The sequence below is a fragment of the Streptomyces sp. CB03238 genome (assembly GCF_002099185.1).
Taxonomy (GTDB): Bacteria; Actinomycetota; Actinomycetes; order Streptomycetales; family Streptomycetaceae; genus Streptomyces.
In genome coordinates this window covers 45,740-71,971 of record NZ_NBCN01000022.1, presented here as the reverse complement: position 1 = coordinate 71,971, position 26,232 = coordinate 45,740, and the positions used below count along the sequence as shown (strand labels likewise).

General features: G+C 71.8%; 25 protein-coding genes. 18 read left to right on the top strand and 7 right to left on the bottom strand.

From position 1 onward, the window contains the following. Positions 1–7: 7 nt before the first annotated feature. The 4 genes from BKD26_RS30945 to BKD26_RS30930 form a co-directional block, all read right to left on the bottom strand. The gene (locus tag BKD26_RS30945) at positions 8–661 is read right to left on the bottom strand and encodes an LUD domain-containing protein (protein ID WP_084905137.1); all 654 of its coding nucleotides are present in this window, start codon (positions 659–661) and stop codon (positions 8–10) included. Further along, on the bottom strand, positions 658–2,076 hold the full coding sequence (locus BKD26_RS30940; protein ID WP_084905134.1) for a lactate utilization protein B: 1,419 nt from the start codon (positions 2,074–2,076) through the stop codon (positions 658–660). Before BKD26_RS30940 ends, BKD26_RS30945 begins: the two co-directional genes overlap by 4 nt. Further along, the gene (locus BKD26_RS30935) at positions 2,073–2,783 is read right to left on the bottom strand and encodes a (Fe-S)-binding protein (protein WP_084905132.1); all 711 of its coding nucleotides are present in this window, start codon (positions 2,781–2,783) and stop codon (positions 2,073–2,075) included. Before BKD26_RS30935 ends, BKD26_RS30940 begins: the two co-directional genes overlap by 4 nt. A gap of 109 nt (positions 2,784–2,892) precedes the next feature. Beyond that, positions 2,893–4,182, bottom strand: coding sequence for an MFS transporter (locus BKD26_RS30930; protein WP_241518929.1), 1,290 nt, complete (start codon positions 4,180–4,182; stop codon positions 2,893–2,895). A gap of 191 nt (positions 4,183–4,373) precedes the next feature. Here BKD26_RS30930 and BKD26_RS30925 point away from each other — a divergent pair, with 191 nt between their 5' ends. Next, positions 4,374–4,697 carry an L-rhamnose mutarotase gene (locus BKD26_RS30925; RefSeq protein WP_084905130.1) on the top strand — a complete coding sequence of 108 codons (324 nt, stop codon included), beginning with the start codon at positions 4,374–4,376 and terminating at the stop codon, positions 4,695–4,697. Positions 4,698–4,802: 105 nt separating this feature from the next. Here BKD26_RS30925 and BKD26_RS30920 read toward each other — a convergent pair whose 3' ends face one another. Further along, positions 4,803–5,273, bottom strand: a complete 471-nt coding sequence (locus BKD26_RS30920; protein WP_084905128.1) for a MarR family transcriptional regulator — start codon at positions 5,271–5,273, stop codon at positions 4,803–4,805. Between the two features lie 153 nt (positions 5,274–5,426). Between BKD26_RS30920 and BKD26_RS30915 the strand changes: the two genes are divergently transcribed. From BKD26_RS30915 to pcaC, 6 genes are read left to right on the top strand one after another with little or no spacing between them, the layout of a single operon-like run. Next, on the top strand, positions 5,427–6,182 hold the full coding sequence (locus BKD26_RS30915; protein ID WP_084905126.1) for a CoA transferase subunit A: 756 nt from the start codon (positions 5,427–5,429) through the stop codon (positions 6,180–6,182). Continuing rightward, a complete protein-coding gene (locus BKD26_RS30910; RefSeq protein ID WP_084905123.1) occupies positions 6,182–6,817 on the top strand; it encodes a CoA transferase subunit B in 636 nt (211 codons plus the stop codon). The genes BKD26_RS30915 and BKD26_RS30910 overlap by 1 nt, the downstream gene beginning before the upstream one ends. A 20-nt stretch (positions 6,818–6,837) precedes the next feature. Continuing rightward, positions 6,838–7,623, top strand: a complete 786-nt coding sequence (gene pcaH, locus BKD26_RS30905; RefSeq protein WP_084905121.1) for a protocatechuate 3,4-dioxygenase subunit beta — start codon at positions 6,838–6,840, stop codon at positions 7,621–7,623. Beyond that, the gene (pcaG, locus tag BKD26_RS30900; RefSeq protein ID WP_084905118.1) at positions 7,620–8,201 is read left to right on the top strand and encodes a protocatechuate 3,4-dioxygenase subunit alpha; all 582 of its coding nucleotides are present in this window, start codon (positions 7,620–7,622) and stop codon (positions 8,199–8,201) included. Before pcaH ends, pcaG begins: the two co-directional genes overlap by 4 nt. Beyond that, positions 8,198–9,457 (top strand): 3-carboxy-cis,cis-muconate cycloisomerase, encoded by a 1,260-nt coding sequence (pcaB, locus tag BKD26_RS30895; protein WP_084905116.1) that lies wholly within the window; start codon positions 8,198–8,200, stop codon positions 9,455–9,457. The genes pcaG and pcaB overlap by 4 nt, the downstream gene beginning before the upstream one ends. Further along, a complete protein-coding gene (gene pcaC / locus BKD26_RS30890; protein ID WP_084905114.1) occupies positions 9,454–10,569 on the top strand; it encodes a 4-carboxymuconolactone decarboxylase in 1,116 nt (371 codons plus the stop codon). The genes pcaB and pcaC overlap by 4 nt, the downstream gene beginning before the upstream one ends. Here the strand turns inward: pcaC and BKD26_RS30885 are convergent. Further along, positions 10,566–11,306: a Clp protease N-terminal domain-containing protein gene (locus BKD26_RS30885; protein ID WP_084905112.1), complete on the bottom strand. Its 741-nt coding sequence runs from the start codon at positions 11,304–11,306 to the stop codon at positions 10,566–10,568. The two genes, pcaC and BKD26_RS30885, sit on opposite strands and share 4 nt — an antisense overlap. A 199-nt stretch (positions 11,307–11,505) precedes the next feature. Here BKD26_RS30885 and BKD26_RS30880 point away from each other — a divergent pair, with 199 nt between their 5' ends. Genes BKD26_RS30880 through BKD26_RS30860 form a run of 5 tightly spaced genes read left to right on the top strand, consistent with a single transcriptional unit; the run spans position 11,506 to position 17,070 of the window. Then, positions 11,506–12,816: an extracellular solute-binding protein gene (locus BKD26_RS30880; RefSeq protein ID WP_084905110.1), complete on the top strand. Its 1,311-nt coding sequence runs from the start codon at positions 11,506–11,508 to the stop codon at positions 12,814–12,816. Continuing rightward, a complete protein-coding gene (locus BKD26_RS30875; protein WP_084905108.1) occupies positions 12,813–13,709 on the top strand; it encodes a sugar ABC transporter permease in 897 nt (298 codons plus the stop codon). Before BKD26_RS30880 ends, BKD26_RS30875 begins: the two co-directional genes overlap by 4 nt. Continuing rightward, positions 13,706–14,536 carry a carbohydrate ABC transporter permease gene (locus BKD26_RS30870; RefSeq protein WP_084905106.1) on the top strand — a complete coding sequence of 277 codons (831 nt, stop codon included), beginning with the start codon at positions 13,706–13,708 and terminating at the stop codon, positions 14,534–14,536. The genes BKD26_RS30875 and BKD26_RS30870 overlap by 4 nt, the downstream gene beginning before the upstream one ends. 24 nt (positions 14,537–14,560) lie before the next feature. Continuing rightward, positions 14,561–16,093, top strand: coding sequence for an alpha-N-arabinofuranosidase (locus tag BKD26_RS30865; protein ID WP_084905103.1), 1,533 nt, complete (start codon positions 14,561–14,563; stop codon positions 16,091–16,093). Then, entirely contained in the window at positions 16,090–17,070 is a 981-nt protein-coding gene (locus BKD26_RS30860; RefSeq protein WP_084905101.1) for an arabinan endo-1,5-alpha-L-arabinosidase, read from the top strand. Before BKD26_RS30865 ends, BKD26_RS30860 begins: the two co-directional genes overlap by 4 nt. Here BKD26_RS30860 and BKD26_RS30855 read toward each other — a convergent pair. Continuing rightward, positions 17,064–18,233, bottom strand: a complete 1,170-nt coding sequence (locus BKD26_RS30855; protein WP_084905099.1) for an ABC transporter substrate-binding protein — start codon at positions 18,231–18,233, stop codon at positions 17,064–17,066. The genes BKD26_RS30860 and BKD26_RS30855 overlap by 7 nt on opposite strands. Positions 18,234–18,408: 175 nt before the next feature. On the opposite strand from BKD26_RS30855, the gene BKD26_RS30850 reads away from it, so the two are divergent. The 6 genes from BKD26_RS30850 to BKD26_RS30825 all read left to right on the top strand — a co-directional run bounded on the left by BKD26_RS30850 (position 18,409) and on the right by BKD26_RS30825 (position 26,204). Further along, a complete protein-coding gene (locus BKD26_RS30850; protein WP_084905221.1) occupies positions 18,409–19,425 on the top strand; it encodes a LacI family DNA-binding transcriptional regulator in 1,017 nt (338 codons plus the stop codon). 128 nt (positions 19,426–19,553) lie between these two features. Beyond that, positions 19,554–20,840 carry an extracellular solute-binding protein gene (locus BKD26_RS30845; RefSeq protein ID WP_084905097.1) on the top strand — a complete coding sequence of 429 codons (1,287 nt, stop codon included), beginning with the start codon at positions 19,554–19,556 and terminating at the stop codon, positions 20,838–20,840. Then, positions 20,840–21,850, top strand: coding sequence for a sugar ABC transporter permease (locus BKD26_RS30840; protein ID WP_084905095.1), 1,011 nt, complete (start codon positions 20,840–20,842; stop codon positions 21,848–21,850). Before BKD26_RS30845 ends, BKD26_RS30840 begins: the two co-directional genes overlap by 1 nt. Then, positions 21,847–22,707: a carbohydrate ABC transporter permease gene (locus tag BKD26_RS30835; protein WP_084905093.1), complete on the top strand. Its 861-nt coding sequence runs from the start codon at positions 21,847–21,849 to the stop codon at positions 22,705–22,707. Before BKD26_RS30840 ends, BKD26_RS30835 begins: the two co-directional genes overlap by 4 nt. A 9-nt stretch (positions 22,708–22,716) precedes the next feature. Then, the gene (locus BKD26_RS30830; protein WP_179166768.1) at positions 22,717–23,268 is read left to right on the top strand and encodes a hypothetical protein; all 552 of its coding nucleotides are present in this window, start codon (positions 22,717–22,719) and stop codon (positions 23,266–23,268) included. Between the two features lie 206 nt (positions 23,269–23,474). Further along, positions 23,475–26,204, top strand: a complete 2,730-nt coding sequence (locus BKD26_RS30825; RefSeq protein ID WP_084905087.1) for a Tat pathway signal sequence domain protein — start codon at positions 23,475–23,477, stop codon at positions 26,202–26,204. Positions 26,205–26,232: the final 28 nt, after the last annotated feature.

Here is a 26,232-nt window from a genome sequence, read left to right as displayed (position 1 = left end):
CACCTCGTCATCCGCCCACGAGCACCACGACCAGCGTGCGAGGACCGTGCACGCCCTCCACCCGGTCCAGTTCGATGTCGCTGGTGGCCGACGGCCCGGAGATCCAGGTCAGCGGCCGCGCCGGGGCCAGCCGCGGCAGCGCCTGCGGCAGCGAGGCGACGACCTGGTCCGGCGCGCGGACGACACAGATGTGCAGATCGGGTACGAGGGTCAGGGCGCGGCGCCCCTGTCCCTCCGCCGCGTCCAGGACGATCGTGCCGGTCTCGGCGATCGCCAGGGCGCAGCTGGTGACGACGGCATCGGTGGCGTCGAGTTCGTACGGACCGAGCGGGCGCCCTGCCGTGTCGTGGCGCCGCTCGGCGTCCGTACCGGCCAGCCAGGCCGCCGGCAGGCCGGGCGGCACGGCGACCGAGGCCGCCCCGCGCTCGGCGAGCAACCGGGCGATCAGCGACGGCAGTTCCTCCTCCGTCGCGCGGTGGACGTGCGCCCGGTAGTCGGCCAGGTTCTCGTGGAGCAGGTCCACCAGGACGGCCGGGTCGTCGGGGGAGTGGCTCGTGCAGTAGTCACGGACCGGTTCGGGGGCGTCCGGCGCGCCGGCGGTGGCCGCGCGGATACGGGCGAGGATCTGGTCACGGGAGCCCCGCGCGGGTGTCGTCGTCATGTGCGGTTCTTCTTCCACCAGTCGCGGAACGACCGTTCCGGCAGCTCGGGCAGGTCGCGGCCGTCCGTCCACGCCCCGGCGCCCGGCGGCCTGGACGGGTGCGCCTTGCGGGTCGCCGAGGCCACGCGCTCGCCGGCGGCCAGGGCGGCGGGGTGGTCCAGCAGCCAGGTGGCCGCCCTGACCGCCGCCCGCTCCAGGCGGTGCCCCTTCCCGCCCCGCTCGGCGACCTTCCCGCGGAGGTGGACGAGCACCTCCGGGATGTCGATGGCGACCGGGCACACCTCGTAGCACGCCCCGCACAGCGACGACGCGTACGGCAGGGAGGCGTCGATGTCGCTCGCCGTGCCGCGCAGTTGCGGGGTGAGGATCGCGCCGATCGGGCCCGGGTAGACCGACCCGTACGCGTGCCCGCCGGCCCGCTCGTACACCGGGCAGACGTTCAGGCACGCCGAGCAGCGGATGCAGCGCAGCGCCTGGCGGCCCACCTCGTCGGCGAGCGCGCCGGTGCGTCCGTTGTCCAGCAGGACCAGGTGGAAGGTGCTCGGGCCGTCGGCGTCCGTCGTCCCCGTCCACATGCTGGTGTACGGGTTCATCCGCTCGGCCGTCGACGACCTCGGCAGCGTCTGGAGGAACACCTCCAGGTCACGCCAGGTCGGTACGACCTTCTCGATCCCGACGACCGAGATCAGCGTCTCGGGCAGGGTCAGGCACATCCGCCCGTTCCCCTCCGACTCGACCACGACCAGCGTGCCGGTCTCGGCGACCATGAAGTTCGCCCCCGAGATCCCCACCTTCGCCCGCAGGAACTTCTCCCGCAGGTGCAGCCGGGCCGCCTCCGCCAGGTCGGCGGGGGTGTCGGTCAGGTCGTCGGGCGCCGGCCGGCCCCAGTCGGCCATCCGGTCACGGAAGATGTCCCGGATCTCCCCGCGGTTGCGGTGGATCGCCGGAACCAGGATGTGGGAGGGCCGGTCCTCGCCCAACTGCACGATCAGCTCGGCGAGATCCGTCTCGTACGCGGCGATGCCCTCGGCCTCCAGGGCCTCGTTCAGGCCGATCTCCTGCGTAGCCATCGACTTGACCTTGACGACCTCCCGCTCACCGGTCGCCTTGACCAGTCCGGTCACGATCCGGTTGGCCTCGGCGGCGTCCGCCGCCCAGTGGACCGTGCCCCCGGCCGCCGTGACGGCGTCCTCCAACTCGACGAGGAAGGTGTCCAGGTGGCGCAGCGTACGGTCCTTGATCTGCTTGCCCGCCTCGCGCAACCGCCCCCAGTCGTCCAGCTCCGCGACCGCCCGGGCCCGCTTGTCGCGGATCGTGTGCGTCGCGTGCCGCAGATTGGCCCGCAGCACCGGATCGGCCACCGCTTCCCCGGCCGCCTTCGGGAAGGCCGGCATGCCCAGATACGTTCCACTCACCGCAGCGGCTCCTCTTCCGTACTGGCCAGGATCTCGGCGATGTGCACGGCCCGCACCCGCTCGCCCTCACGCCCGAGGACGCCGCCGATGTGCATCAGACACGAGTTGTCCGCACCGCACAGCACCTCCGCCCCCGTCCCCACCGCGTTGCGCACCTTGTCGCGGCCCATCGCCACCGACACCGCCGGGTTCTTCACCGCGAACGTCCCGCCGAAACCGCAGCACTCCTCCGCGCCCGGCAGCTCCACCAGCTCCAGGCCCTTGACCGCCTGGAGCAGCCGGCGCGGCCGGTCGCCGAGCCCCAGCAGCCGCAGCCCGTGACAGGACGGGTGGTAGGTCACCCGGTGCGGAAAGTACGCGCCCACGTCCGTCACGCCCAGCACGTCGACCAGGAACTCCGTCAGCTCGTACGTCCGGGGCCCGAGCCCCGGCTCGCCGAGGGCGGCGTAGTGGTCGCGCACCATGGCCGCGCACGAACCCGACGGGGTGACGACGTACTCGTACCCCTCGAAGGCCCGTGCCGTACGGCGTACCAGTAGCTCGGTCTCGCGCCGGTAGCCCGTGTTGTACTGGGGCTGGCCGCAGCACGTCTGGGCCGCCGGGAAATCCACCTCGACGCCGAGGCGTTCGAGGAGTCTTACCGTGGCGATCCCGGTCGCGGGATACACCGCGTCATTGACGCAGGTGACGAACAGCGCGACGCGCATCGCGGCTCCTTCCTTCCTTTGCTTCGGGTGCGGGTCCGGCCCCGGACGAGCATATGGCCGCGTGCGGCGGCCCCGGCCGGACCCGCGCGGCCGCGTGGTGACCGGGGATTCACCGGCGCTCGGTCTGGATCTGCTCCAGGGACTTGCCGGTCGTGTCCGGCATGAAGTACCCGAGTACGCCACAGGCCAGCAGGCATACGGTGAGGAAACCGGCCACCGGGGCGATCCCGGTGGACGCGAGGGCGGGCACGAAGAACGACCACACGCCCAGCACGATCCGCGCCACCCCGAAGGAGATGCCCTGGGCGGTGCCCCGCAGCATCGTCGGGAACAGTTCCTGGCTGACCGTCTTGTAGAAGCCCTCGCCGGCCATGGTCTGTCCGATGCCGAAGAGCAGCACGTTGAAGACGATGGTGGGGATGGTGAACGGCAGCACCAGGAACAGCCCGTACGCCGTCACCTGCATCACCGAGCCGGTGACCCACATGGCCTTGCGGTAGCGGTGGCCGCGGTCGGCGAACCGCATGTAGATCGCGACCGTGCCGAGGATGGCGAGGGCGAAGCTGCCGCACGACAGCGCCACGCTGGTGGCCTGGCCGCCCGCCCCCAGGGTCCTGACCATGTAGGGCGTGAAGATGCCGTTGGTGCCGGCGGCCAGGTTCCAGGCCAGGTAGATGCCGGTGGTCCACAGCAGGGCCCGCAGATGCGCGCCCCGCAGCAGGTCGGTGACCTTGACGCGGGCCGCCGCGCCGGAACGGGCGGCGCTGCGCCACACCGCCGACTCGGTCATGCCCCGGCGCAGCGCGTAGGTGACGAGCGCGACGACGAACAGGTGCAGGAAGACGACGCGTATGCCGAGCAGGCCGAGCGGCGCCAAGGCCCAGGCCAGCAGCAGTACGATCACCGGCCCGAGGTTCCACGTCACCTGCGTCAGCCCGAGCAGCTTGCCGCGCGCCCTGGCGGGTGAGAACTCCCCGACCAGCGCCAGCGACGTCGGTACGTCGGCGCCGACCGCGACGCCCACCAGGAAGGTGCCCGCGAACAGCATCACCGGGTCGACGGCGAGAGCGATGAGCAGGATGGCGCCCGCGTAGACGAGCAGGTCGTACTGGTAGATCCGCTTGCGCCCGAGCCGGTCGCCGAGCCGGCCGCCGATGAACGCGCCGATGGCCGCGCCGATCGCGTTGGGACCGATGGCGGCGAGCGCGCCGATACTGCTGTCCGTCAGCCCCATGTGGTCCTGGAACAGCGCCAGGCCCGAGCCGAGCGCGACGATCGATCCGGCGTCGAGGTACGAGGCCATGCCCGCGAGGGCGGTCCACTTCCACTGCCGGCGGGTGACCGTGCCACCCTCGGTGGCGCTGTCGGGGGTGGCCCGCGTGTTCGGCACAGACGTCACCGGAGCTCCTTCGGGGCGGCGTTGAAACGTATCAAAGATGGCGTCTGCGGTGGTGCGGGTCAAGGGTGATCGCCCCCGCGGTGCTCCGGCAACACCGGCCCGGAGTCAGGGGTTGACGTCTCAGGTGCGCATCGTCTTAGCTCGTCTGAAACCTTTCATCCGCTCGATCGGCGGAGAGGAGCCGATACGCCATGCAACGCGTCTGCTTCCTGCTGAAGGTCCGCGCGGACCGGCTCGCCGAGTACCGTGCCCGGCACGCGGCCGTCTGGCCGGAGATGCTCGACGCGCTCACCGCGGCCGGCTGGCACAACTACTCGCTCTTCCTCCGGGACGACGGCCTCCTGGTGGGCTACCTGGAGACGCCCGACTTCGCCGCCGCGCAGGCGGCGATGGCCGCCACCGACGTCAACGCCCGCTGGCAGGCGGAGATGGCGGAGTTCTTCGAGGGACTGGGCGACGGCCGGGGCCCGGACGAGGCGATGCGGCCCCTCGCCGAGGTCTTCCACCTCGCCTGACGCCTGACGCCTGACGCCTGGCACCTGAACGCCTGGCACTTGCCGCCTGACGCCTGGCACCTGAACGCCTGGCACCTGCGGCCTGACGCGCTCGCGCGGGCCGGCTCACGCGCCGACGGCCGCCGCCGGGGGAGGGGTCGGGTGACGCAGCCCCTCGGCGGCGTCCGAGACCCGGCGCAGCAGGTCGAGGAAGACGGTCTGCTCCGCCGGTTCCAGCGGGGCGAGGAAGACCTGGTTCATCCGGGCCGTCCGCAGCGCCAGCTTCTTGTGGACGCGTACGCCCTCGTCGGTGGCGTGCAGCACCGAGCGGCGGCCGTCGCGCGGGTCGCGGACCTTGTCGATCAGGCCGCGGTCGACGAGCCGGCGGACCACCTCGGCGATGGTGGAGCGGTCGAGGCCGACGCGCTCGCCCACGGTGCGCTGGTCCAGTCCGTCCTCGCCGGCCAGGGTGTTGAGGACGGCGAACTGCGGGGAGGTGACCTCCTCGGAGACGATCGTGTTCCACAGCAGGGTGTGCGCCTGCTGGAAGCGCCGGGCCAGGTGGCCGGGATGGCTGCTGAGGTCGAGCGCGGGCACGGTGCGTCCTCTCTCCCCGTCTGTTCCTGTGACCTCAGTGTCTCATGGCACTGAGGACCTTGACCTGCGGCAATCCGGGTGCCAGGCTGCCCTTCACGGGGAGATAGTCAGTACACTGAGCATTATGTGCATGGAGGGGAAGGAAGCGGACCGATGGACAAGGTGGTGGCCACGGCCGGCGAAGCCGTGGCCGATGTGTACGACGGAGCGACGTTCGCGGTCGGCGGCTTCGGCCTCAGCGGCGTACCGAACGCGCTCATCCAGGCCGTGTACGCGACCGGGATCACCGGTGTCGGCGTGGTCTCCAACAACTGCGGCGCCATGGACTCCGGCCTCGCCGTCCTGCTCGCCGCCGGGCGCATCGCCCGCGTCACCGGCTCGTACATCGGCGCCAACAAGGAGTTCGCCCGCCAGTACCTCGCCGGCGAGCTGGAGGTCGAGCTGATTCCGCAGGGCACCCTCGCGGAGCGGCTGCGCGCGGGCGGCGCCGGGGTCCCGGCCTTCTACACACCGGCGGGCGTCGGCACCCAGGTCGCCGACGGCGGCCTGCCCTGGCGGTACGACGGCAACGGCGGCGTGGCGCTGGCCTCCCCGCCCAAGGAGGTCCGCGAGTTCGACGGCGTCCCCCACGTCCTCGAACACGGCATCCGCACCGACTTCGCGCTGGTACGCGCCGCCAAGGGCGACCGCCACGGCAACCTCGTCTTCAACAAGTCCGCCCGCAACTTCAACCCCCTCGCCGCCATGGCCGGACGGATCACCGTCGCCGAGGTGGAGGAGCTGGTCGAGCCCGGCGAGATCGACCCGGACCACGTCCACCTGCCCGGGATCTTCGTCCAGCGCGTCGTGGCCCTCACCCCGGAGCAGGCCGCCGACAAGAAGATCGAGAACAGGACGGTGCGCGCCTGATGGCCTGGACACGCGACGAGATGGCTGCCCGCGCGGCCGCCGAGCTGCACGACGGCGAGTACGTCAACCTCGGCATCGGCCTGCCCACCCTCATCCCCGGGCACCTCCCCGACGGCGTCCACGTCGTCCTCGAATCCGAGAACGGCATCCTGGGCACCGGCCCCTACCCGTACGAGGACGAGGTCGACCCCGACCTCATCAACGCGGGCAAGGAGACCGTCACCGTCCTGCCCGGCGCCTCCTACTTCGACTCGGCGCTCTCCTTCGGCATGATCCGCGGCGGCCACATCGACGTCGCCGTCCTCGGCGCCATGCAGGTCTCCGCCACCGGTGACCTCGCCAACTGGGCCGTCCCCGGCAAGCTGGTCACCGGTATCGGCGGCGCCATGGACCTGGTGCACGGCGCCCGGCGTGTCATCGTCACCATGACCCACACGGCCAAGGACGGCAGCCCGAAGATCGTCGAGGAGTGCACCCTGCCGCTCACCGGCCGCGCCTGCGTCCACCGGATCATCACCGACCTCGGCGTCCTGGACGTCACCGACGACGGCCTGGTGCTGGTCGAGACCGCCCCCGGCGTGAGCGTCGACACGATCCGCGAGACGACCGCCGCCCCCGTCCGCACGGCCCGCTGAGCCGTAAGGAGCCCACCGACATGGCACTCGACACGGCACTCACCCAGGCCGACATAGACCTCCAGATCGTCCGGCAGCGCGACGCGTACGAGAAGTCCGTCGCCGAGGGCGCGCAGCGCTCCGACCACCCGGCGCGCGACTACCCCCCGTACCGCTCCAGCGGGCTGCGCCACCCGCACCAGCCGCTCGTCGCCGTCGCCGCCGCCCGCGACCCGGAGGCCGTCGAACTGGCCTCGCCCGCCTTCGGCGAGACCGACGTCACCGAGCTCGACAACGACCTCACCCGCCAGCACCAGGGCGAACCCCTCGGCGAGCGCATCACCGTCACCGGGCGCGTCCTCGACCGCCACGGCCGGCCCGTACGCGGCCAGCTCGTCGAGCTGTGGCAGGCCAACGCCTCGGGACGGTACGCCCACCAGCGCGACCAGCACCCCGCCCCGCTCGACCCCCACTTCACCGGCGTCGGCCGCACCCTCACCGGCGACGACGGCGGCTACAGCTTCACCACCATCAAGCCCGGCGCCTACCCCTGGCGCAACCACACCAACGCCTGGCGCCCCGCCCACATCCACTTCTCGCTCTTCGGCTCCGCGTTCACCCAACGCCTCATCACGCAGATGTACTTCCCGGGCGACCCGCTCTTCCCGTACGACCCGATCCTCCAGTCCGTCACGGACGACGCCGCGCGGCAGCGGCTCGTCGCGACGTACGACCACAGCCTGTCGCAGCCCGAATGGTCCCTCGGCTACCGCTGGGACATCGTGCTCGACGGGCCCGCCGCCACCTGGATGGAGGAAGGCCGATGAACACCCTCAAGCCCACCCCCTCGCACACCGTCGGCCCCTTCTACGGGTACGCGCTGCCCTTCCCCGGCGGCGGCGACATCGCCCCGGCCGGCCACCCCGACACGGTCACCGTCCACGGCCGGGTCCTCGACGGCGAGGGCACCCCCGTCCCCGACGCCCTGGTCGAGGTCTGGGGCCCCGGCCCCGACGGCGAACTGCCGCGCACGGGCGGCTCGATGCGCCGCGACCCGGTGACCGGCGGGTTCCTCGGCCGCAACGGGATCGACTTCACCGGCTTCGGCCGAGTACCGACCGACGCCGACGGGCACTGGGCGGTACGCACGCTCCGCCCCGGCCGGCGCGGCACGTCCGCCCCGTACCTGAGCCTGTGCGTCTTCGCCCGCGGCCTCACCCACCACCTCTTCACCCGCCTCTACCTGCCCGAGCCCGCCGACGCGCGGGCCGTCGACCCGCTGCTGGCCTCGCTCGCGCCCGCCCGCGCGGCGACGCTCGTGGCGCACGCCGAGCCGTACCGCACCTACCGGTTCGACATCCGGCTGCAGGGCGAGGGGGAGACCGTCTTCCTGGAGTTCGCATGACGTACGAGGACGCGGGGCTGCTCGCTCCGGGGCGGGCCGGTTCGCCGGCCGAGGAGACCACCTCCGACGCCGCCTTCCTGCGGGCGATGCTCGACGCGGAGGCCGCCCTCGCACGCGTGCAGGCGCCGCCGGAGGCCGCCGGGGTGATCACAGCCGCCTGCGCGGGCGACTTCGGCGTACGGGACCTGGCGCTGCGGGCCCACTCGGGCGGCAACCCGGTGATCCCGCTGGTCGCCGACCTCACCGCCGCCGTACCGGAGCACGCCCGGCCGTATGTGCACCGGGGCGCCACCAGCCAGGACATCCTCGACACGGCCGCCATGCTCGTCGCCGCCCGCACCCTGGCCCTGGTCCTCGCCGACCTGGAGCGCACGGCCGGGGCGCTGCACACCCTCGCGGCCGCCCACCGGGACACGCCCATGCCCGGCCGCACCCTCACCCAGCACGCCGTGCCCACCACATTCGGGCTGAAGGCGGCGGGCTGGCGTGCCCTGGTGCTGGACGCCCGCGACCGTGTCGCCGCCGTACGCGACCGGCTGCCCGCCCAACTGGGCGGCGCGGCGGGCACCTTGGCCGCCTTCACCGCGTACGGATGTGACGACGCGCCCGCCGTCGTCGCCGCGTACGCCCGCGAACTCGGCCTCGCCGAGCCCGCCCTGCCCTGGCACACGCTCCGCACCCCGGTGGCCGACCTGGCGGGCGCCCTCGCCGTCACCGCCGGGGCGCTCGGGAAGGTCGCCGCCGACGTGCTCACCCTCTCCCGCACCGAGATCGGTGAGGTGAGCGAGGGCAGCGGCGGGGGCTCCTCCGCCATGCCGCACAAGGCCAACCCCGTGCGCGCCACGCTCCTCGCGGCCGCCGCCCGCCGCGCGCCCGCCCACGCCGCCGTCCTGTACGGCTCGGTCGCCGCCGGGGACGAGCGGCCCGCCGGCGCCTGGCACGCCGAGTGGGAGCCGCTGCGGGACCTGTTGCGGCTCGTCGGCGGCGCCGCCCACGACGCCGTACACCTCACCGGGAACCTGCGCGTCCACCCCGCGCGGATGCGGGCGAACCTGGACCTCACCGACGGGCTGATCGTCTCCGAACGTCTCCGGGCGCACTTCCCGAAGGAGCGCCTGACGCGGGCGGCCGAGGAGGTCCGTACGACCGGGAAGCCGCTCGCCGACGTCCTCGGCGTCTCGCCCGAACTGACCGACCCCACCCACTACACCGGCGCGGCGGCACAGCTCACCGACCGCGCCCTGGAACGCCGATGAACCAGCTCCACCACGTCATCGAGGGCCCCGCCACCGCGCCCGCCGTCCTCCTCGGCCCGTCGCTGGGCACCTCCACCGCCCTGTGGGACGCCGTCGCACCCGGCCTGCCGTTCCGGTGCGTACGGTGGGACCTGCCGGGGCACGGCGCGAGCCCCGCCGGCCTCATCGGACCCGGCGCCACCGTCGCCGACCTCGCCGCCCACGTGCTGCGCCTCGCCGACGCCCTGGAACTGGACCGGTTCCACTACGCGGGCGTGTCGCTGGGCGGCGCCGTCGGCCTGTGGCTCGCCGTCCACCACCCCGACCGGCTGCACCGGCTCGCCGTCGTGTGCTCCTCCGCCCACTTCGGCGACCCGGGCCCCTGGCAGGAACGGGCCGCCCTGGTACGCCGCGACGGCACCGCCCCGATCGCCGAGACGGCACCCGGCCGCTGGTTCACCCCCGGGTTCACCGTCCCCCGCCTGGTCGACGACCTGCGCCGGGCCGACCCGGAGGCGTACGCCGCGTGCTGCGACGCGCTGGCCGCCTACGACCTGCGCCCCGGCCTGCCGACCCTCACCGTCCCCACCCTGGTGCTGGCCGGCCGCCAGGACCCGGCGACCCCGCCCGCCCACGCCCGCGAGCTCGCCGACGCCATCCCGGGCGCGGCCCTCACCGAACTCCCCGGCGCCTCCCACCTCGCCCCCGCCGAGCAGCCCGCCGCCGTCCTGGCCGCCCTGCGCGCGCACTTCGGCGCACCCGGCCCGGACGCGGCCGCGGGCACCGCCGTACGCCGCGAGGTGCTCGGCGACGCCCACGTGGACCGCGCCCAGGCCCGTACGACCCGGTTGACGGCCCCCTTCCAGGACTTCATCTCCCGCTACGCCTGGGGCGAGATCTGGGCGGACCCCACCCTCAGCCGCCGCGAACGCAGCCTGATCACGCTCACCGCCCTGGTCGCCCACGGCCACCTCGACGAACTGGCCATGCACATCAGGGCCGCCCGCCGCAACGGCCTCACCCCGGACGAGATCGGCGCCGTCCTCCTCCAGACCGCCGTCTACTGCGGCGTCCCGGCGGCCAACGCCGCGTTCGCGGTGGCGCAGCGGGTGCTGGAGGAGGGCACGCCCTAGTTGTCCTGCCCGGCGGCCTGTGCGGCCGCGGCCGCCGCGGCGGTCACATGGGCTTCGGCGGCCGCCTTGTCGATGCCGAGGCCGGTGAGGAGACCCTTGCCGTCCTCGAACTCCAGCAGGGCGAGCAGGATGTGCTCCGTCCCGATGTAGTTGTGGCCCAGCCGCAGAGCCTCGCGGAAGGTCAGCTCCAGGACCTTCTTCGCCCGGGCGTCGAAGGGGACGAGGTCGGGCACGCTGTCCGCCTTCGGCGGGAGCGCTGCTGCCGCCTCCTGCCGGACGGTGTCCAGGAGCACTCCCTGGGCGACGATCGCCTTGGCGGCGAGCGCCTCGGGCTCGTGCAGGAGCCCGAGCACCAGGTGCTCGGTGCGGATCTCGTCGTTCTCCGCCGCGTGGGCCTCGTTCTGCGAGGCCATCACGACATTGCGGGCGCGCTCGGTGAAGCGGCTGAACCCCTGGGCGGGGTCCAGGTCCGACGACTCGCCGGCCTTCGGTACGAAACGCTTCTGGGCGGCCTGCCTGGTGACGCCCATGCTCTTGCCGATGTCGGTCCAGGAGGCGCCCGAGCGCCTGGCCTGGTCCACGAAGTGGCCGATCAGGTGGTCCGCCAGCTCACCGAGGTGGTCCGCGGCGATCACGGCGTCGGAGAGCTGGTCGAGAGCGTCGGTGTGGGCCTTCTTGATGGCCTCGATGAGGTCGTCGAGGCGGACGGGATGCGTCATTCCGACTGGTTGCGTCATGTGTCAACCGTAGGTTGACACCCTCTCCCTGTCAACCGGTCGTTGACACCCCTCGCGACCTCCTTCTGTTCGCAACTCCGAACAAAGCCGGGCCCGTTGAGCAATCTCTGCGCGACCCATTGACGTCGATGATGTTCGAACCTACGGTCCCGTTCGAAGTTGCGTGCGTCATTCGAAATATCGAACACAGGGGGTGGGGATGGGACTTCCTTCCCTGAGCCGCAGACAGCTGCTCACCGCGGCGGGCGTCCTCGCAGGCGGCTGCGCCGCGCCGCGGACCGTCGGTGAGGGGCGGACCGGACTCCGCTACTGGCACCTCTTCGGGGGCGGCGACGGCATCAACATGCGGGTGATGCTCGACGCCTTCCGCGCCGCGCACCCGCACATCGCCGTCGAGGCCGCCACCTTCCAGTGGGGCGCCCCCTACTACACCAAGCTCGGCATGGCCGGCGCCGGAGGCCGGGCGCCCGAGGTCGCCGTCCTCCACCTCGCCCGGCTCGCCGGATTCGCGCCCGGCCGGCTGCTCGACGCCTTCGACCTCGACCTGCTCGCCCAACACGGCGTCCACGCCGACGACTTCCCCGACGGCATCTGGCGGCGCGGCGGCATCGACGGCAAGCAGTACGCCGTCCCGCTCGACACCCACCCCATGGTGCTCTTCCACAACACCGAGGTGTGCGAGAAGGCCGGACTGCTCGACGCCGACGGGACCCTCCGCCCCATCGAGGGAGCCGGCCGGTTCACCGCCGCCCTGCGCGCCGTCAGGAAGGTCACCGGCAGGCCCGCCCTCGTCACCGAGACGCTCGGCGCCGACTGCATCGGCCCCTGGCGGCTGTTCTCCACCCTGTACTCCCAACTGGGCGGCACCATCCTCACGCCCGACGCCAAGCGCCTCGCCATCGACGACACCAAGGCGCTCACCGCCCTGGAGTACATGCGCATGCTCGTCGACGAGGGCCTCGCCGTGCGGCGCGTCGACTACGTCGGGGCCGTCGGCGTCTTCAACAACGGCGACACCGGCTTCTACCTCAACGGCGAGTGGGAGATGAGCTCCTTCCTCACCACCGGACTACCGTTCTCCGTGACCCGCGTACCGAACCTCTTCGGCCGCCCCACCGCCCAGGCCGACTGCCACTCCTTCGTCCTGCCGCACCAGAAGGACCGGGGCGGAGCCGCCAACGAGGCGGCACACGCCTTCGTCGCCTGGATGCTGAAGAACACCGTCGAATGGGCCAAGGGCGGACACGTACCCGCCTATCTGCCCACCCTCGCCGAGCCGGAGTACCTGGAGCTCACCCCGCAGTCCGCCTACCGCTCGGTCGTCGACGACGTGGCACTCGACGAGCCCGCCTGGTTCGCCGGCTCCGCCTCCGTCATGTGGATCGAACTGGGCGCCGTTTTCTCCGGCGTCCTCACCGGATCACGCACCCCCCAAGGCGCCCTCGCCGAGGCGAAGTCCCGGCTCCGCACCCTGCTGGCCACGCCCAACCCCTTCGGAGGCGCGGCATGAGTGCGACCGTACGGCGTCACTGGAGCGAACACGGGCTCGTCTTCATCGCCCCCTTCCTCCTCGTCTACGCCCTCTTCCTCCTCTGGCCGCTGCTCTCCGGCATCGGCATGAGCCTGAGCAGCGACAACATCGCCGGTACGGGCGGCGACTTCATCGGCCTGGACAACTACGCCGAAGCCCTGAAGGACCCCAACGTCTGGTCGTCCCTCTGGAACACCGTCTGGTTCACGGTCCTGTCCACCGTCCCCCTGGTGCTCACCGGCCTCGTCCTGGCCCTGCTCGCCCACCACCTGCCGTTCGTACAGTGGCTGTGGCGGCTCGCCTGGTTCGCGCCGTTCCTGCTGCCCTCCGGCGTCGTCGGCCTGCTCTTCCTGTGGGTGATCTTCCCTTCCGACTTCGGCTTCGCCGACCAGGCGCTCGCCGCCGTCGGCCTGCACCCCGGCATCGGCTGGCTCACCGACGAGCGGTACGCGATGCTCTCCATCGTCCTCACCACCGTCTGGTGGACCGTCGGCTTCAACTTCCTGCTCTACCTCGCCGCGCTCCAGGCCATCCCGCAGCACCTGTACGAAGCCGCCGCACTCGACGGCGCCGGCCCCTGGCACCGGCTGCGCCACATCACCCTGCCCATGCTGCGCACCACCACGGGTGTGATCGTGGTCCTCCAGATCCTCGCCTCGCTGAAGATCTTCGACCAGGTCTACATCATGACCGGCGGCGGTCCCGACGACGCGACCCGGCCGATCCTCCAGTACGTCTACCAGGCCGGATTCACCGGCTACCGGATCGGCTACGCCTCGGCCGTCTCGTACCTTTTCTTCGCCCTGATCCTGCTCGTCTCCCTGGTGCAGCTGCGGCTGTCCCGCCGTACGCGTGAGGAGAACGCCCGATGAGACCCCGCTGGACCCCGGGCCGTACGGTGATGCTGCTCGCCGCGCTCGCCCTGGTGGTGGTCTGGGTGCTGCCGCTCGCCTGGGCCGTGGCCACCTCCCTCAAACCGGAGAGCGAGACGACGAGGACGCCCCTGGAGTGGTTCGGCTCGACGCTCACCCTCGACGCCTACCGGCAGGTGTGGAAGTCCGGCGACCTCACCCAGTGGATGGTCAACTCCGCCTACATCTCCGTCATGACCACCCTGCTGACCGTCGTCCTGTGCGCGATGGCCGCCTACGGCTTCGCCCGCACCGACTTCCGAGGACGGCGGACCCTGTACGGGATCGTCCTCGCCGGCATCATGGTGCCGCCGCAGGTCCTGATCGCCCCGCTGTTCGCGGACATGGTCCAGCTCGGCCTCGTCGACACCTACTGGGGCGTCATCCTGCCCCAGGTCGCCGTCCCCGCCATGGTGTTCATCCTGGTGAAGTTCTTCGACGGCGTGCCGCGCGAGCTGGAGGAGGCCGCCTTCGTCGACGGCGCCGGGCGCTGGCGGGTCTTCTGGACCATCGTGATGCCGCTGTCCCGGCCGGTCCTCGCGGCCGTCGCGATCTTCACCTTCATCTCCACCTGGAACAACTTCCTCTGGCCGTTCCTGGTGACCACCGACCCGAACGGCATGACCCTCCCCGTCGGACTGGTCAACGTCCAGTCCTCCTACGGAGTCCGGTACGCCCAGATGATGGCGTCCGTCGTCATCGCGGGACTCCCGCTGCTGATCGTCTTCGCGCTCTTCCAGCGCCAGATCGTCCGCGGCGTCGCCCACACCGGCCTGGCCGGCCAGTAGCACCGCCTTCCCCGAAGGAGCCGCATGACACCCCGTACCGCCCGCTTCACCCTCGACCCCGCCTTCACGGTCGGCGAGGTCAACCCCCGCCTGTTCGGCTCGTTCGTCGAGCACCTGGGTCGGTGCGTCTACACCGGCATATACGAGCCCGGCCACCCCACCGCCGACGAGGCCGGGCTGCGCACCGACGTCCTCGCCCTCATCCGCGAACTCGGCGTCACCACCATCCGCTACCCCGGCGGCAACTTCGTCTCCGGCTACCAGTGGGAGGACGGCGTCGGCCCGGTCGACCAGCGGCCGCGCCGCCTCGACCTCGCGTGGCGCTCCACCGAGACCAACCGCTTCGGCCTCGGCGAGTACATGGCGTTCCTCAAGAAGATCGGCCCCCAGGCCGAGCCCATGATGGCCGTCAACCTCGGCACACGCGGCGTCGCCGAAGCGCTTCACCTCCAGGAGTACGCCAACCACCCCGGCGGCACCGAGCTGTCCGAGCGCCGTATCGCCCACGGCGACAAGGGCCCGTACGGCATCCGGCTGTGGTGCCTCGGCAACGAGATGGACGGCCCCTGGCAGCTCGGCCACAAGACGGCCCGGGAGTACGGGCGGCTCGCCGCCGAGACGGCGCGCGCCATGCGCCAGATGGACCCGGACATCGAGCTGGTGGCGTGCGGCAGTTCGGCCCGCTCCATGGAGACCTTCGCCGCCTGGGAGGCGGCCGTCCTGGCCGAGACGTACCACGACGTCGACCACATCTCGCTCCACGCCTACTACGAGGAACTCGACGGCGACCGCGACTCCTTCCTCGCCTCCGCCGTCGACATGGAGGCCTTCATCGAGGAGGTCGTCGCCACCTGCGACCACATGGGTGCCCGGCTGAAGTCACCGAAGAAGATCAACCTCTCCTTCGACGAATGGAACGTCTGGTACCTCAGCCGCTACCAGGACCAGGCCGCCACCGAGCCCCTGGACTGGCCCGAGGCCCCGCGCCTGCTGGAGGACAGCTACTCCGTCACCGACGCCGTCGTCTTCGGCTCCCTGCTGATCGCCCTGCTGCGCCACGCCGACCGCGTCACCGTCGCCTGCCTCGCCCAGCTCGTCAACGTCATCGCCCCGATCATGACCGAGCCGGGCGGCCCCGCCTGGCGGCAGACCACGTTCTTCCCCTTCGCCCAGTCCTCCCGCCACGGGCGGGGCCGCGTCCTCGACGTACGCGTCGACTCACCCACGTACACCACGGCGAAGTACGGCGAGGTGCCGCTGCTGCACGCCACGGCGGTACGCGGTGACGACGGCACCGTCACCGTCTTCGCCGTCAACCGCGGCCGGAGCGCGCCGCTGCCGCTCGAAGTGGACCTGCGCGGGCTGGACCCGACGCACGTCATCGAGCACTCCGCGCTCGCCGACGCCGACCCCGACGCCCGCAACACCCTCCACGACCCCGAGCGCGTCGCCCCGCACACCGTGTCGACGACCACCCTCACGGACGGTGCCCTGCACGCCGTCCTGGAGCCCATGTCGTGGAACGTGATCCGGCTCGCCGCCGCGGGGCAACCGTGAGCCGCGCCCGCCGCCTCCGTGCGGCCCGGCTGCTCGCGCTCCCCGCCGCCGTGCTCCTCGCCCTCGCGCCGTCCGCGGCCCACGCCTACCCGGGCCCCGGCCGCGTCACCGGTGACATCGTCGTCCACGACCCGGCCATGCTGCGCACCCCGTCCGGCCAGTACCTGCTGTACTCCACCGGCGACGGCCTCCAACTGCGCACCTCCACCGACCGCGTCCACTTCAGCCGCCACAGCTCCGCCTTCCCCACCCGCCCCGCCTGGTGGCGCACCTACAACGGCACCTCGGACGTGTGGGCGCCGGACATCTCGCACCACGGCGGCAGATACCTGATGTACTACGCCGTCTCCTCCTTCGGCTCCAACACCTCCGCGATCGGCCTGGCGACCTCCACCACCGGCCTGCCTGGCAGCTGGACCGACCACGGACCCGTGTACACCTCCACCTCCGCCAGCGACTACAACGCCATCGACCCCCACCTCTTCGTCGACGGCGACGGCAAATGGTGGCTGTCCTTCGGCTCCTGGTGGACCGGGATCAAGATGATCCGCATCAACCCCGGCACCGGGAAGCAGCACGCGACCGACACCGCGCGCCGCTCCCTCGCCTCCCGGCCCACCGGCACCAAGGCCGTCGAGGCGCCCTCCCTCGTCAAACGGGGCGGCTACTACTACCTGTTCGCGTCGTACGACACCTGCTGCGCGGGCACCAGCTCCACGTACAGGATCAAAGTCGGCCGCGCGACCCGCGTCACCGGCCCGTACTACGACAGGAACGGCGTCAGCATGCTGAACAACGGCGGTACGCCCGTCCTGGAGAGCCACGGCCGGTACATCGGCCCCGGCGGCCAGTCCGTCATGGCGGACGTCGACGGCGACCTGCTCGTGTACCACTACTACGACGGCCAGGACAACGGCACGCCCAAGCTCGGCGTCAACCTCCTGAACTGGAGCAGCGGGTGGCCCGTCGCCTACTGATCCGCCCCCGGAGGCACCAGCTCGCCGCCCACGGGCAGGCCGTCCACTCCCCGGTTGTCGGTGACCACCAGTTCGTACGGGTGCCTCCGGCCCCGCTGCCACTGTCCGCCCGCCAGCCGCACCGTGGCGATGTGGGGGACCGGGCCGGACGTCCAGTCGAGCGGACCTGCGACGGTCTGGAGCCGGGTAGCGCCGAGCGCGGCCGCGACCGACTTGGGGGCCGTCGGGTCACCGGCCGTGGCCAGGGCGTGCGCGGCCACCTCGAAGAGGGCGTACGCCAGTCCCAGCGGCTGGAGCCACTGGTCGCCGGTGCTCCGCTCGTACCCCTCGGCCAGCTCGGCGGCGGTCATGCCGTCGAGGGACGAGCGGTAGGGGTGGGCCGGGGTCCAGTAGACGAGCGTTCCGACGTCGGCCTGGGGCGCCTGCTCGGCCGGTGCCGTGGCGGCGGGGGGATAGGCCAGCCACCGGGAGCAGGTGATCAGCCGGGGCCGCAGGCCCTGCCGCGCGGCCTCCCGGCGGAACAGTCCCAGGTCCGCCCCGGTCGCCGCACTCGTGACGACGTCCACCCCCGCCTCCCGGAACGCCGCCACGTGCTCATCGAGCGCGGCGGCCGGCTCCCGGTACCCGGCCGGGTCCACGAGACGGTGCCCACGCGCGCGTGCGGCGGGCAGGAAGCCGTGCTCGCGGTGGCGCGACCAGGTGCCCTGCGGGCCGTCGTTCCACAGGCACCCGACCGTCCGCTCCGTACCGCCGACGGCCTCCCACAGGTCGGCGAAGGTCTCGGCGATGTCGTCGAGCCCCCAGCAGAAGTGGTACGTCCAGCGCCGCCGCCGGCCCCCGTGGTAGTACACCTGCCACGGGAACGTGGTCGACAGGCACGGCACGCCCGCCTCCTCGCAGGCGTCGGCGACCGCCGGCAGCACCTCCGTACCCGCCAGCGTGACCACGATCCGCGCCCGCTCCACCTCCACCAGCTCCCGCACCGCCCGCCGCGCGCCCTCGGCGCTCGACCGGCTGTCGCGCCCCACCAGCCGCAGCCGCCCGCGCAGCTTCGGCGCCAGCAGCTCCATGGCGTACGCCAGTGGATCCCCCAGCCGCGCCAGCCGGCCCGTGCGCGCGACGACCACGCCCACGGCCGGCGCCTGTCCTGCCCCACTGTTCATCCGACTCATGCACCGGACAACGCCCCAGCGGGACAGGTGTCACGCCACGCCCCCGCACCCAGCCGCATGAATCGATTCATGACAGAGTGCGTGCGAACTCCTACGATGAAGCCTCCGGTCCGACGGCGGAGCGGGTGGTGGCTGAGGACCGAAAGGGGTGCGCGGCGTGGTGCGCATGGTGGGCATCAAGGACGTGGCGCAGCGGGCGGGCGTCTCCGTGGGTACCGTCTCCAATGTCATCAACCGGCCCGAGACCGTGGCCGAGGCCACGCGCGAGCGCGTCCAGGCGGCGATCGAGCTGCTCGGCTACGTCCGCAGCGAGTCGGCCCGCCAGCTGCGCGCCGGTCACAGCCGGATCATCGCGCTGCTCGTCCTCGACATGGCCAACCCCTTCTTCGTGGACCTCGCCACCGGCGCCGAGCGTGCCGCCCGCGAGGCCGGGCTCGGGGTGATGCTGTGCAACAGCGCCCAGGACCCGGACGAGGAGGCCGAGTACCTGGGCCTCTTCGCCGAGCAGCGGGTGCGCGGGGTGCTCGTGACGCCCGCCGACCCAGAGGGTCACACGCTCAGGGCGTTCGGCCGGCACGGCATCCCGTACGTGCTGGTCGACCGCACGGCGGCCGGGGAGGAGTCCTGCTCGGTCTCGGTCGACGACGTCGAGGGCGGGGCGCTCGCGGTCCGGCACCTGCTGGACGGCGGACACCGGAGCGTCGTGTACGTCGGGGGCCCGGCGCACCTGCCGCAGGTCCAGGACCGGTGCACGGGGGCGCTGAACGCGCTCGCCGAGGCGGGCCTGCCGGCCGACGCCCTGATCCGCGTCGAGACCGAGCGCCTCGACGTGGCCTCCGGGCGGGACGCGGGCGCCCGGCTGCTGGGCATGTCGCCCCGCCCCACGGCGGTCTTCTGCGCCAACGACCTGCTGGCGCTGGGCCTGCTGCAGACCCTGTTCGCCGCCGGGGTGTCGGTGCCCGGGGACATCGCGCTGGTCGGGTACGACGACATCGAGTTCGCCGCCGCCGCGGCCGTCCCGCTCACCTCGGTGCGCCAGCCCGCCCACCGGATGGGCCGGATGGCCGCCGAGCTGCTGATCGAGGAGACCGGCGAGGGCGCCGACGGTCACGCCCACCGGCGCATCGTGCTCCGGCCCGAACTGGTCGTGCGCGCCTCCAGCATGGCGCCCCGCCGTCCCTGACCGTGCCCCCCGGCCTCCTTGGCCGCCGACGGATCTCGTCCGAACCGTTGACGTACCCGGCGAGGGTCCTTACGTTGTCCCGGCAAGCGCTTTCCTAAAACGATTCAAAGCGCGCTGGAGGACGAACTGTGCGTACCAAGGGGACTGTTGACAGGCGCGGCCTGCTGAAGGTGACGGGCGGCTCCGTGGCCGCCCTCGGCCTGACGGCGGCGGGCTGCGGGTCCGGAACCGGCTCGGGCGGCGACGGGACCGTCACGATCCGGTACGCGTGGTGGGGGTCCGACGACCGCGCCAAGCGCATCAACGAGACGATCGCGCTCTTCGAGAAGAAGTACCCCAAGATCAAGGTCAAGACCGACTTCCAGCCCTACCTGGACTTCTGGAAGAAGTTCAACACCCAGGCCTCCGGCGGCAACCCGCCGGACGTCTTCCAGAACGCGATCGGCTTCCTGCGCAAGTACGACCAGAAGAACGTCCTCCTCGACCTCCGCGAGCAGGTCGAGGCCGGAAACCTCCGCATGGAGGGCTTCCGCGCCGGCCTGGAGAAGTTCGGCGAGGTCGACGGCAAGCTGCTGGGCGTTCCCGTCGGCTCCAACTCCATGGCCCTCGTCATCGACCAGGCCGTCTTCAAGAAGGCCGGCATCACGCCCAGGCCCGGCTGGACCTGGGGCGAGTTCAACGCCGCCATGGCGAAGATCCGCGACACCCAGGGCCGCGCCGGCGACAGCGGCCTGTACGGCGTGATGTACCTGTACGACCTCTACCTCCGCCAGCACGGCAAGGCGTTCTTCACCAAGGACGGGCTCGGCTTCACCCAGGCCGACCTCACCGACTGGTGGACCAAGGGACAGGCCGGCGTGCGGTCCGGCATCCACTCCGACCCCAAGAAGGTCGCCCAGATCAAGCCCAAGTCGGCGGTGGCCGCCGAACTCGCCGCCTCCGAGTTCACCTGGGACAACTTCACCGTCCGCTACACCTCCGAGGGCAAGAGCAGCTACGGCCTCGCGCCGATCCCCACCACCGACGGGCAGAAGACCGGCCAGTACCTCGGCTCCCTGATGCTCAGCGCCTCCAGGCGCACCAAGCACCCCAAGGAAGTCGCCCAGTTCATCGACTTCATGGTCCACGACCCCCAGGTCGCCACGATCATGGGCTACGACCGGGGCGTACCGGCCACCACCGCGCAGTACGAGGCGTTCACGCCGGCCGACGAGGTCACCAAGCTGATAGCCGCCTACGAGCAGCAGCTCGTCGACACCCGGGTCCTCGAACCCATCACCCCGCACCCGTCCGGCGCCGACGTCGCCGAGTCGGCCTTCCTGCGCATCGCCGAGGAGATGGCCCTGGGCAAGCGGTCCGTGCCCGAGGCGGTCGAGCAGTTCTTCACCGAGGCGAAGTCGGCCCTCGGCTCCTGATGGGAACGACCGTGACACACCACGCCACAGCCGCGCCCGAGCGCCTGGACAAGAGCCCCGCGCCGCGGCCCGGCCCGCCCGGCGCCGACCCCGCCGGGCGCACCGCCGCCCGGCGGCGCGGACGCCGCGAAAGCCTGGCCGGCTACCTGTTCATGTCCCCCTGGATCGCCGGATTCCTGCTGCTCACCGCCGGACCGATGGTCGCCTCGCTCTACTTCGCCTTCACCGACTACAACCTCTTCGACACCCCGAAGTGGATCGGATGGAAGAACTTCACCGACATGTTCGCCGACCCACGATGGCGTACGTCGGTCGAGGTGACGCTCTGGTACGTCGTCGTCGGCACCCCGCTCAAGCTCGCCGCAGCGCTCGCCGTGGCGCTGCTGCTCAACCAGAAGCGGCGCGGACAGGCCTTCTACCGGGCCGCGTTCTACGCACCCTCCCTCATCGGCGCCAGCGTCTCCATCGCCATCGTCTGGAAGGCGATCTTCTCCGACGACGCCATCGTCGACCGCACCCAGCGGGCCCTGTTCGGAGTGGACGTCGGCGGCTGGACCGGCGACCCGGACTGGATCATCTACAGCCTGGTGGCGCTGACCGTCTGGCAGTTCGGCGCCCCCATGGTGATCTTCCTCGCGGGCCTCAAGCAGGTGCCGCGCGAGCTGTACGAGGCCGCGGAGGTGGACGGCGCGGGCACCTGGCGGCGGTTCTGGAACATCACCCTGCCGATGATCTCGCCGGTCCTGTTCTTCAACGTCCTGCTGGAGACCATCCACTCGTTCCAGATCTTCGGCTCCGCGTACATCCTCGGCGGCGCGGGCGGCACCTGCGGCCCCGCCGACGGCACGCTCGTCTACACCTGTTACCTCTACGTCCAGGGCTTCGAGAACAGCCGGATGGGCTTCGCCTCGGCCATGGCCTGGATGCTGCTGCTCGCGGTCGGCCTGGTCACGGCGGTGCTGTTCTGGTCCCAGCGGCGCTGGGTGCACTACGAGGAGGCCGCCCGATGACCACCAGCTTGTCCGCCGTACGCAGGCGGGGCGCCGGATCACTCGCCTGGCACCTCGGCTCGCTCGCCGTCCTCGCGGTGGTGCTCTACCCGGTGGTGTGGGTGATCGGCGGCTCGTTCAAGCCGAACGACGAGATCGTCGGCAGCCTGGAGCTGTTCCCCAGCAACCCCATCACCGACAACTACAGCCGCCTCGCCGAGGGCATCGCCGACATCCCCATCTCCACCTTCTTCGGCAACTCGCTCTTCCTCGCGCTCGGTTCCGTCGTCGGCGTGCTGGTCTCCTGCTCGCTCGCCGCCTACGCCTTCGCCCGGATCCGGTTCGCCGGACGCAACCTGTTCTTCGCGCTCATGATCGGCACCCTGCTCCTCCCGTACCACGTCCTGCTCATCCCGCAGTACGTGCTGTTCCAGAAGCTGGAGCTGATCAACACCTATACGCCGCTGCTCCTCGGCAAGTACCTCGCCACGGACGCCTTCTTCGTCTTCCTGATGATGCAGTTCATGCGCGGCCTGCCCAAGGAGCTGGACGAGGCCGCCCGGCTGGACGGCTGCGGGCACCTGCGGATCTACTGGTCGATCGTGCTGCCGCTGTGCCGGCCCGCCCTGATCACCAGCGCGATCTTCACCTTCATCAACGCCTGGAACGATTTCATGGGCCCGCTGATCTACCTCAACGAACCCGAGAAGTACACCGTCTCCCTGGGCCTGAAGATGTTCGTCGACCAGGACGGACTCGCCAACTACGGCGGCATGATCGCCATGTCGCTGGTGGCGCTGCTTCCGGTGCTGGCGTTCTTCCTCGCCTTTCAGCGGTATCTGATCGACGGCATGGCCACCTCGGGACTGAAGGGCTGACCCATGCGCATGGTCCGCTTCGGGCTCTTCGCCGAGTGCCTGCTCACCGGCGTGTGGATCGCCCTCGCGTCCCTGCCGCTCGTCACCCTGCCCGCCGCGCTCGCCGCCGGCGCCGCCCACCTGCGCCGGCACCTCGCCCATGAGCGGGGCGGGCTGCCCGAGTTCGCGTCCGACGTCCGCGCCGCCACCCGGCACGGCGGCCTGGCGGCGGGCCTGGCGGCCTGGGCGGCGCTCGCACTCGTCCTGGCGGACCTCGCGGTCGTACGGGCCGGAGGCCTGCCCGGCGCCCCGCTCGTCGGCACGGTCGGCGTCCTGGCCATGCTCACCCTGTCCGTAGCCGGCCTACGGGCGGCCACCGCCTGGAGCCCGGGCGCCTCCTGGCGTTCCCTCCTCGCCTCGGCCACCCGCCGGACGGCAGGGGACCCAGCCGGCTCCTTCCTCCTCATCTGCGGGTTCGCGGTCATCGCGGCGTCGGCGTGGTTCGCCCTCCCGCTCGCGGCACCCGCGCTCGGCATCGTCATGGCGGCGGCCCTCGCGTTGGAGCGGCGGGCGGAGCCCTAGGAAGCGACGGCGGAAGGGGGCGTGCAGGGTCGCCCCGACAGGGGTTGGCGGCGTCGGGAGGGCTCCCTACCGCGGTACCCGGGGCCGCCGACCCCGAGGACGTGAGCCCGGATGGCCCCCGACCGGACCCACCGGCGGAACGCACCCCCACGCCACGGTCCCGTGGCCGTGGCGCACCCAACGAGCCCCATGGAAAGGAACGGTCCATGTCCCCCATCCCCCGCAGAGGTCTCCTCAAGGCCGCAGCGGCCGCCGGTGCCGCCGCCCAGTTCAGCCGGGCGCTCGGCCAGGGCACCGCCCAGGCGGCCCCCGCCACCGCAGCGGCGGCCGACGCGCCCGTCACCGTCACATGGCTGGAGTCCGGCGGCCTCGGCGCCGCTCCGGGCTCCACGCTCGGCGTCCCGTGGCCCAAGGGCGCCCACCCGTCAGGCCAGACGTTCACCCTGACCACCGACAACGGAAAAGGCGTCCCCGTCCAGACCTGGGCCACCGCCTACTGGCCCGACGGCTCCCTCAAGTGGACCGCCCACGCGGTCGGCCCCGAGGCGGCCGGCAGCGAGAAGTTCACGCTCACCCCCGGGACCCCGGCCGCCTCCGCCCGCCAGGTCACCGTCACGGAGACCGGCCGGAGGATCACCGTCGACACCGGCACGATCAGAACCGTCGTCTCCAAGGACGGCGGGAAGCTCGTCGAGTCCGTCACCCGAGGCGGCACCAAGATCGCCACCGATGGCCGCCTCGTCCTCCTCCGCCAGAGCGACCTCGACGACGGCGACCAGGGCAACGCCAAGTGGGAGCGGTTCGACGGCGAGATCAGCGGCGCCACGGTCGAACAGCGCGGCCCGGTCCGGGCGGTGGTCCGCATCGACGGCAAGCACCGCAAGGGCAGCCGCAGCTGGCTGCCGTTCTCGGTGCGGTTGTACTTCTACGCGGGCGCGGAGTCGTTCCGTATGGTCCACACCATCACCTACGACGGTGACCAGAACAAGGACTTCATCCGCGGCCTCGGCGTCCGCTTCACCGTCCCCATGCGTGACGCCGCCTACGACCGCCACATCCGTATCGCGGGGGAGGGCAAGGGGTTCCTCACCGAGGCCGTCCAGGGCATCACGGGGCTGCGCCGCGACCCGGGTGCCGCCGTCCGCGCCGCGCAGGTCAAGGGCGAGAAGCTGCCCGACCCGTCCACCTGGGACCAGCGCGTCACCAGCCGCCTCGCCCACGTCCCCCACTGGGGCGACTACACCCTCTCCCAGCTGTCCGCCGACGGCTTCACCCTCCGCAAGCGCACCAAGCCGGGCCACGGCTGGATCACCGCCGGAGGCGGCGGCCGGGCGAGCGGCTTCGGGTACGTCGGCGGGGTCAGCGGTGGACTCTCCTTCGGGCTGCGGGACTTCTGGGAGAAGCACCCCGCCCAGCTCGACATCCGCGGCGCGGCCGGGGACGCCGCCGAGGTCACCCTCTGGCTGTGGTCGCCCGAGGCGCAGCCCATGGACCTGCGCTTCTACCACGACGGCATGGGCCAGGACACCTACCCCGAGCAGCTCGAAGGCCTCAACATCACCTACGAGGACTACGAGCCCGGCTTCGGCACCCCGTACGGCATCGCCCGCACCAGCGAGCTGATGTTCTGGGCCAACGCCGCCACCCCGAGCGCCGCCACGCTCGTCGCCCAGGCCGCCGCCGTCCGCACCCCGCCGCAACTCGCCGCGAGCCCGGGCGACCTGGCCCGCGCCGGGGTCTTCGGCGGCCTGTTCGCGCCCGTCGACCGATCCGTCCCCGCCAAGGCGAGGATCGAGGACCAGCTGGACTTCCTCTTCACGTACTACAAGGACCAGGTCGAGCAGCGTCGCTGGTACGGCTTCTGGGACTACGGCGACATCATGCACACCTACGACGAGGACCGGCACCAGTGGCGGTACGACGTCGGCGGCTACGCCTGGGACAACTCCGAACTCTCGCCCGACCTGTGGCTCTGGTACGCCTACCTCCGCTCCGGCCGCGCGGACATCTTCCGCTTCGCCGAGGCCATGACCCGCCACACCGGCGAGGTCGACGTCTACCACCTCGGCACGTGGGCCGGGCTCGGCACCCGGCACGGCGTACAGCACTTCGCGTGCAGTGCGAAACAGCAGCGCATCTCCACCGCCGTGTACCGCCGCCCCTACTACTTCCTCACGGCGGACGAACGGGTCGGCGACCTCATGCACGACCTGGTCGACTCCGATGAGACGTTCCTCGTCCTCGACCCCATCCGCAAGATCCGCACCGAGCCCTACACCCCCGACCGCAACGCCCTCTCCATCGGCTTCGGCACCGACTGGAGCGGCCTGGCCGCGGCCTGGCTCACCGAGTGGGAACGCAAGGGCCCCAAGGCCGCCAAGGCCGAGGCGCGGCTGCGCTCCACCATGGAGACCATCGCCGCCCAGCCCAACGGCTTCGTCCAGGGAACGGGCCTGTACGACCTCGACACCGGCCGTTTCGCGGTCGCGGACAAGCCGGTCGTCGGCGTCTCGCACCTGTCGGCCATGTTCGGGCTCGTCGAGATGTGCGCCGAGCTCATCGACCTCATCGACATGCCCGCCTTCAAGGACGCGTGGCTGGACTACTGCCGCTACTTCAACGCCACCAAGGCGGAACAGGCCGCACGGTACGGGTCGCACTTCGGCAACCTGCTCCTGTTCCAGGGGCACTCGCGCCAGGACGCCTACGCCGCCGCCCGGTTGAAGGACGACAAGCTGGCGGCGCGCGCCTGGCAGAAGTTCTCCCACAGCGACGGGTACACCACGGCCATGAAGTGGGAGAAGACCCCCCTCCAAGGCCCCACCGTCCTCGAACCCGGCTACGAGCACCTGTGGATCAGCACCAACACCACGGCCCTGTTCGGCCTCGCCGGGATCCAGAACCTCGCTCTGATCGGGGACAGGATCCCGAGCTGAGCCGCTCTCGCCCGAACCAGCCGGTAGC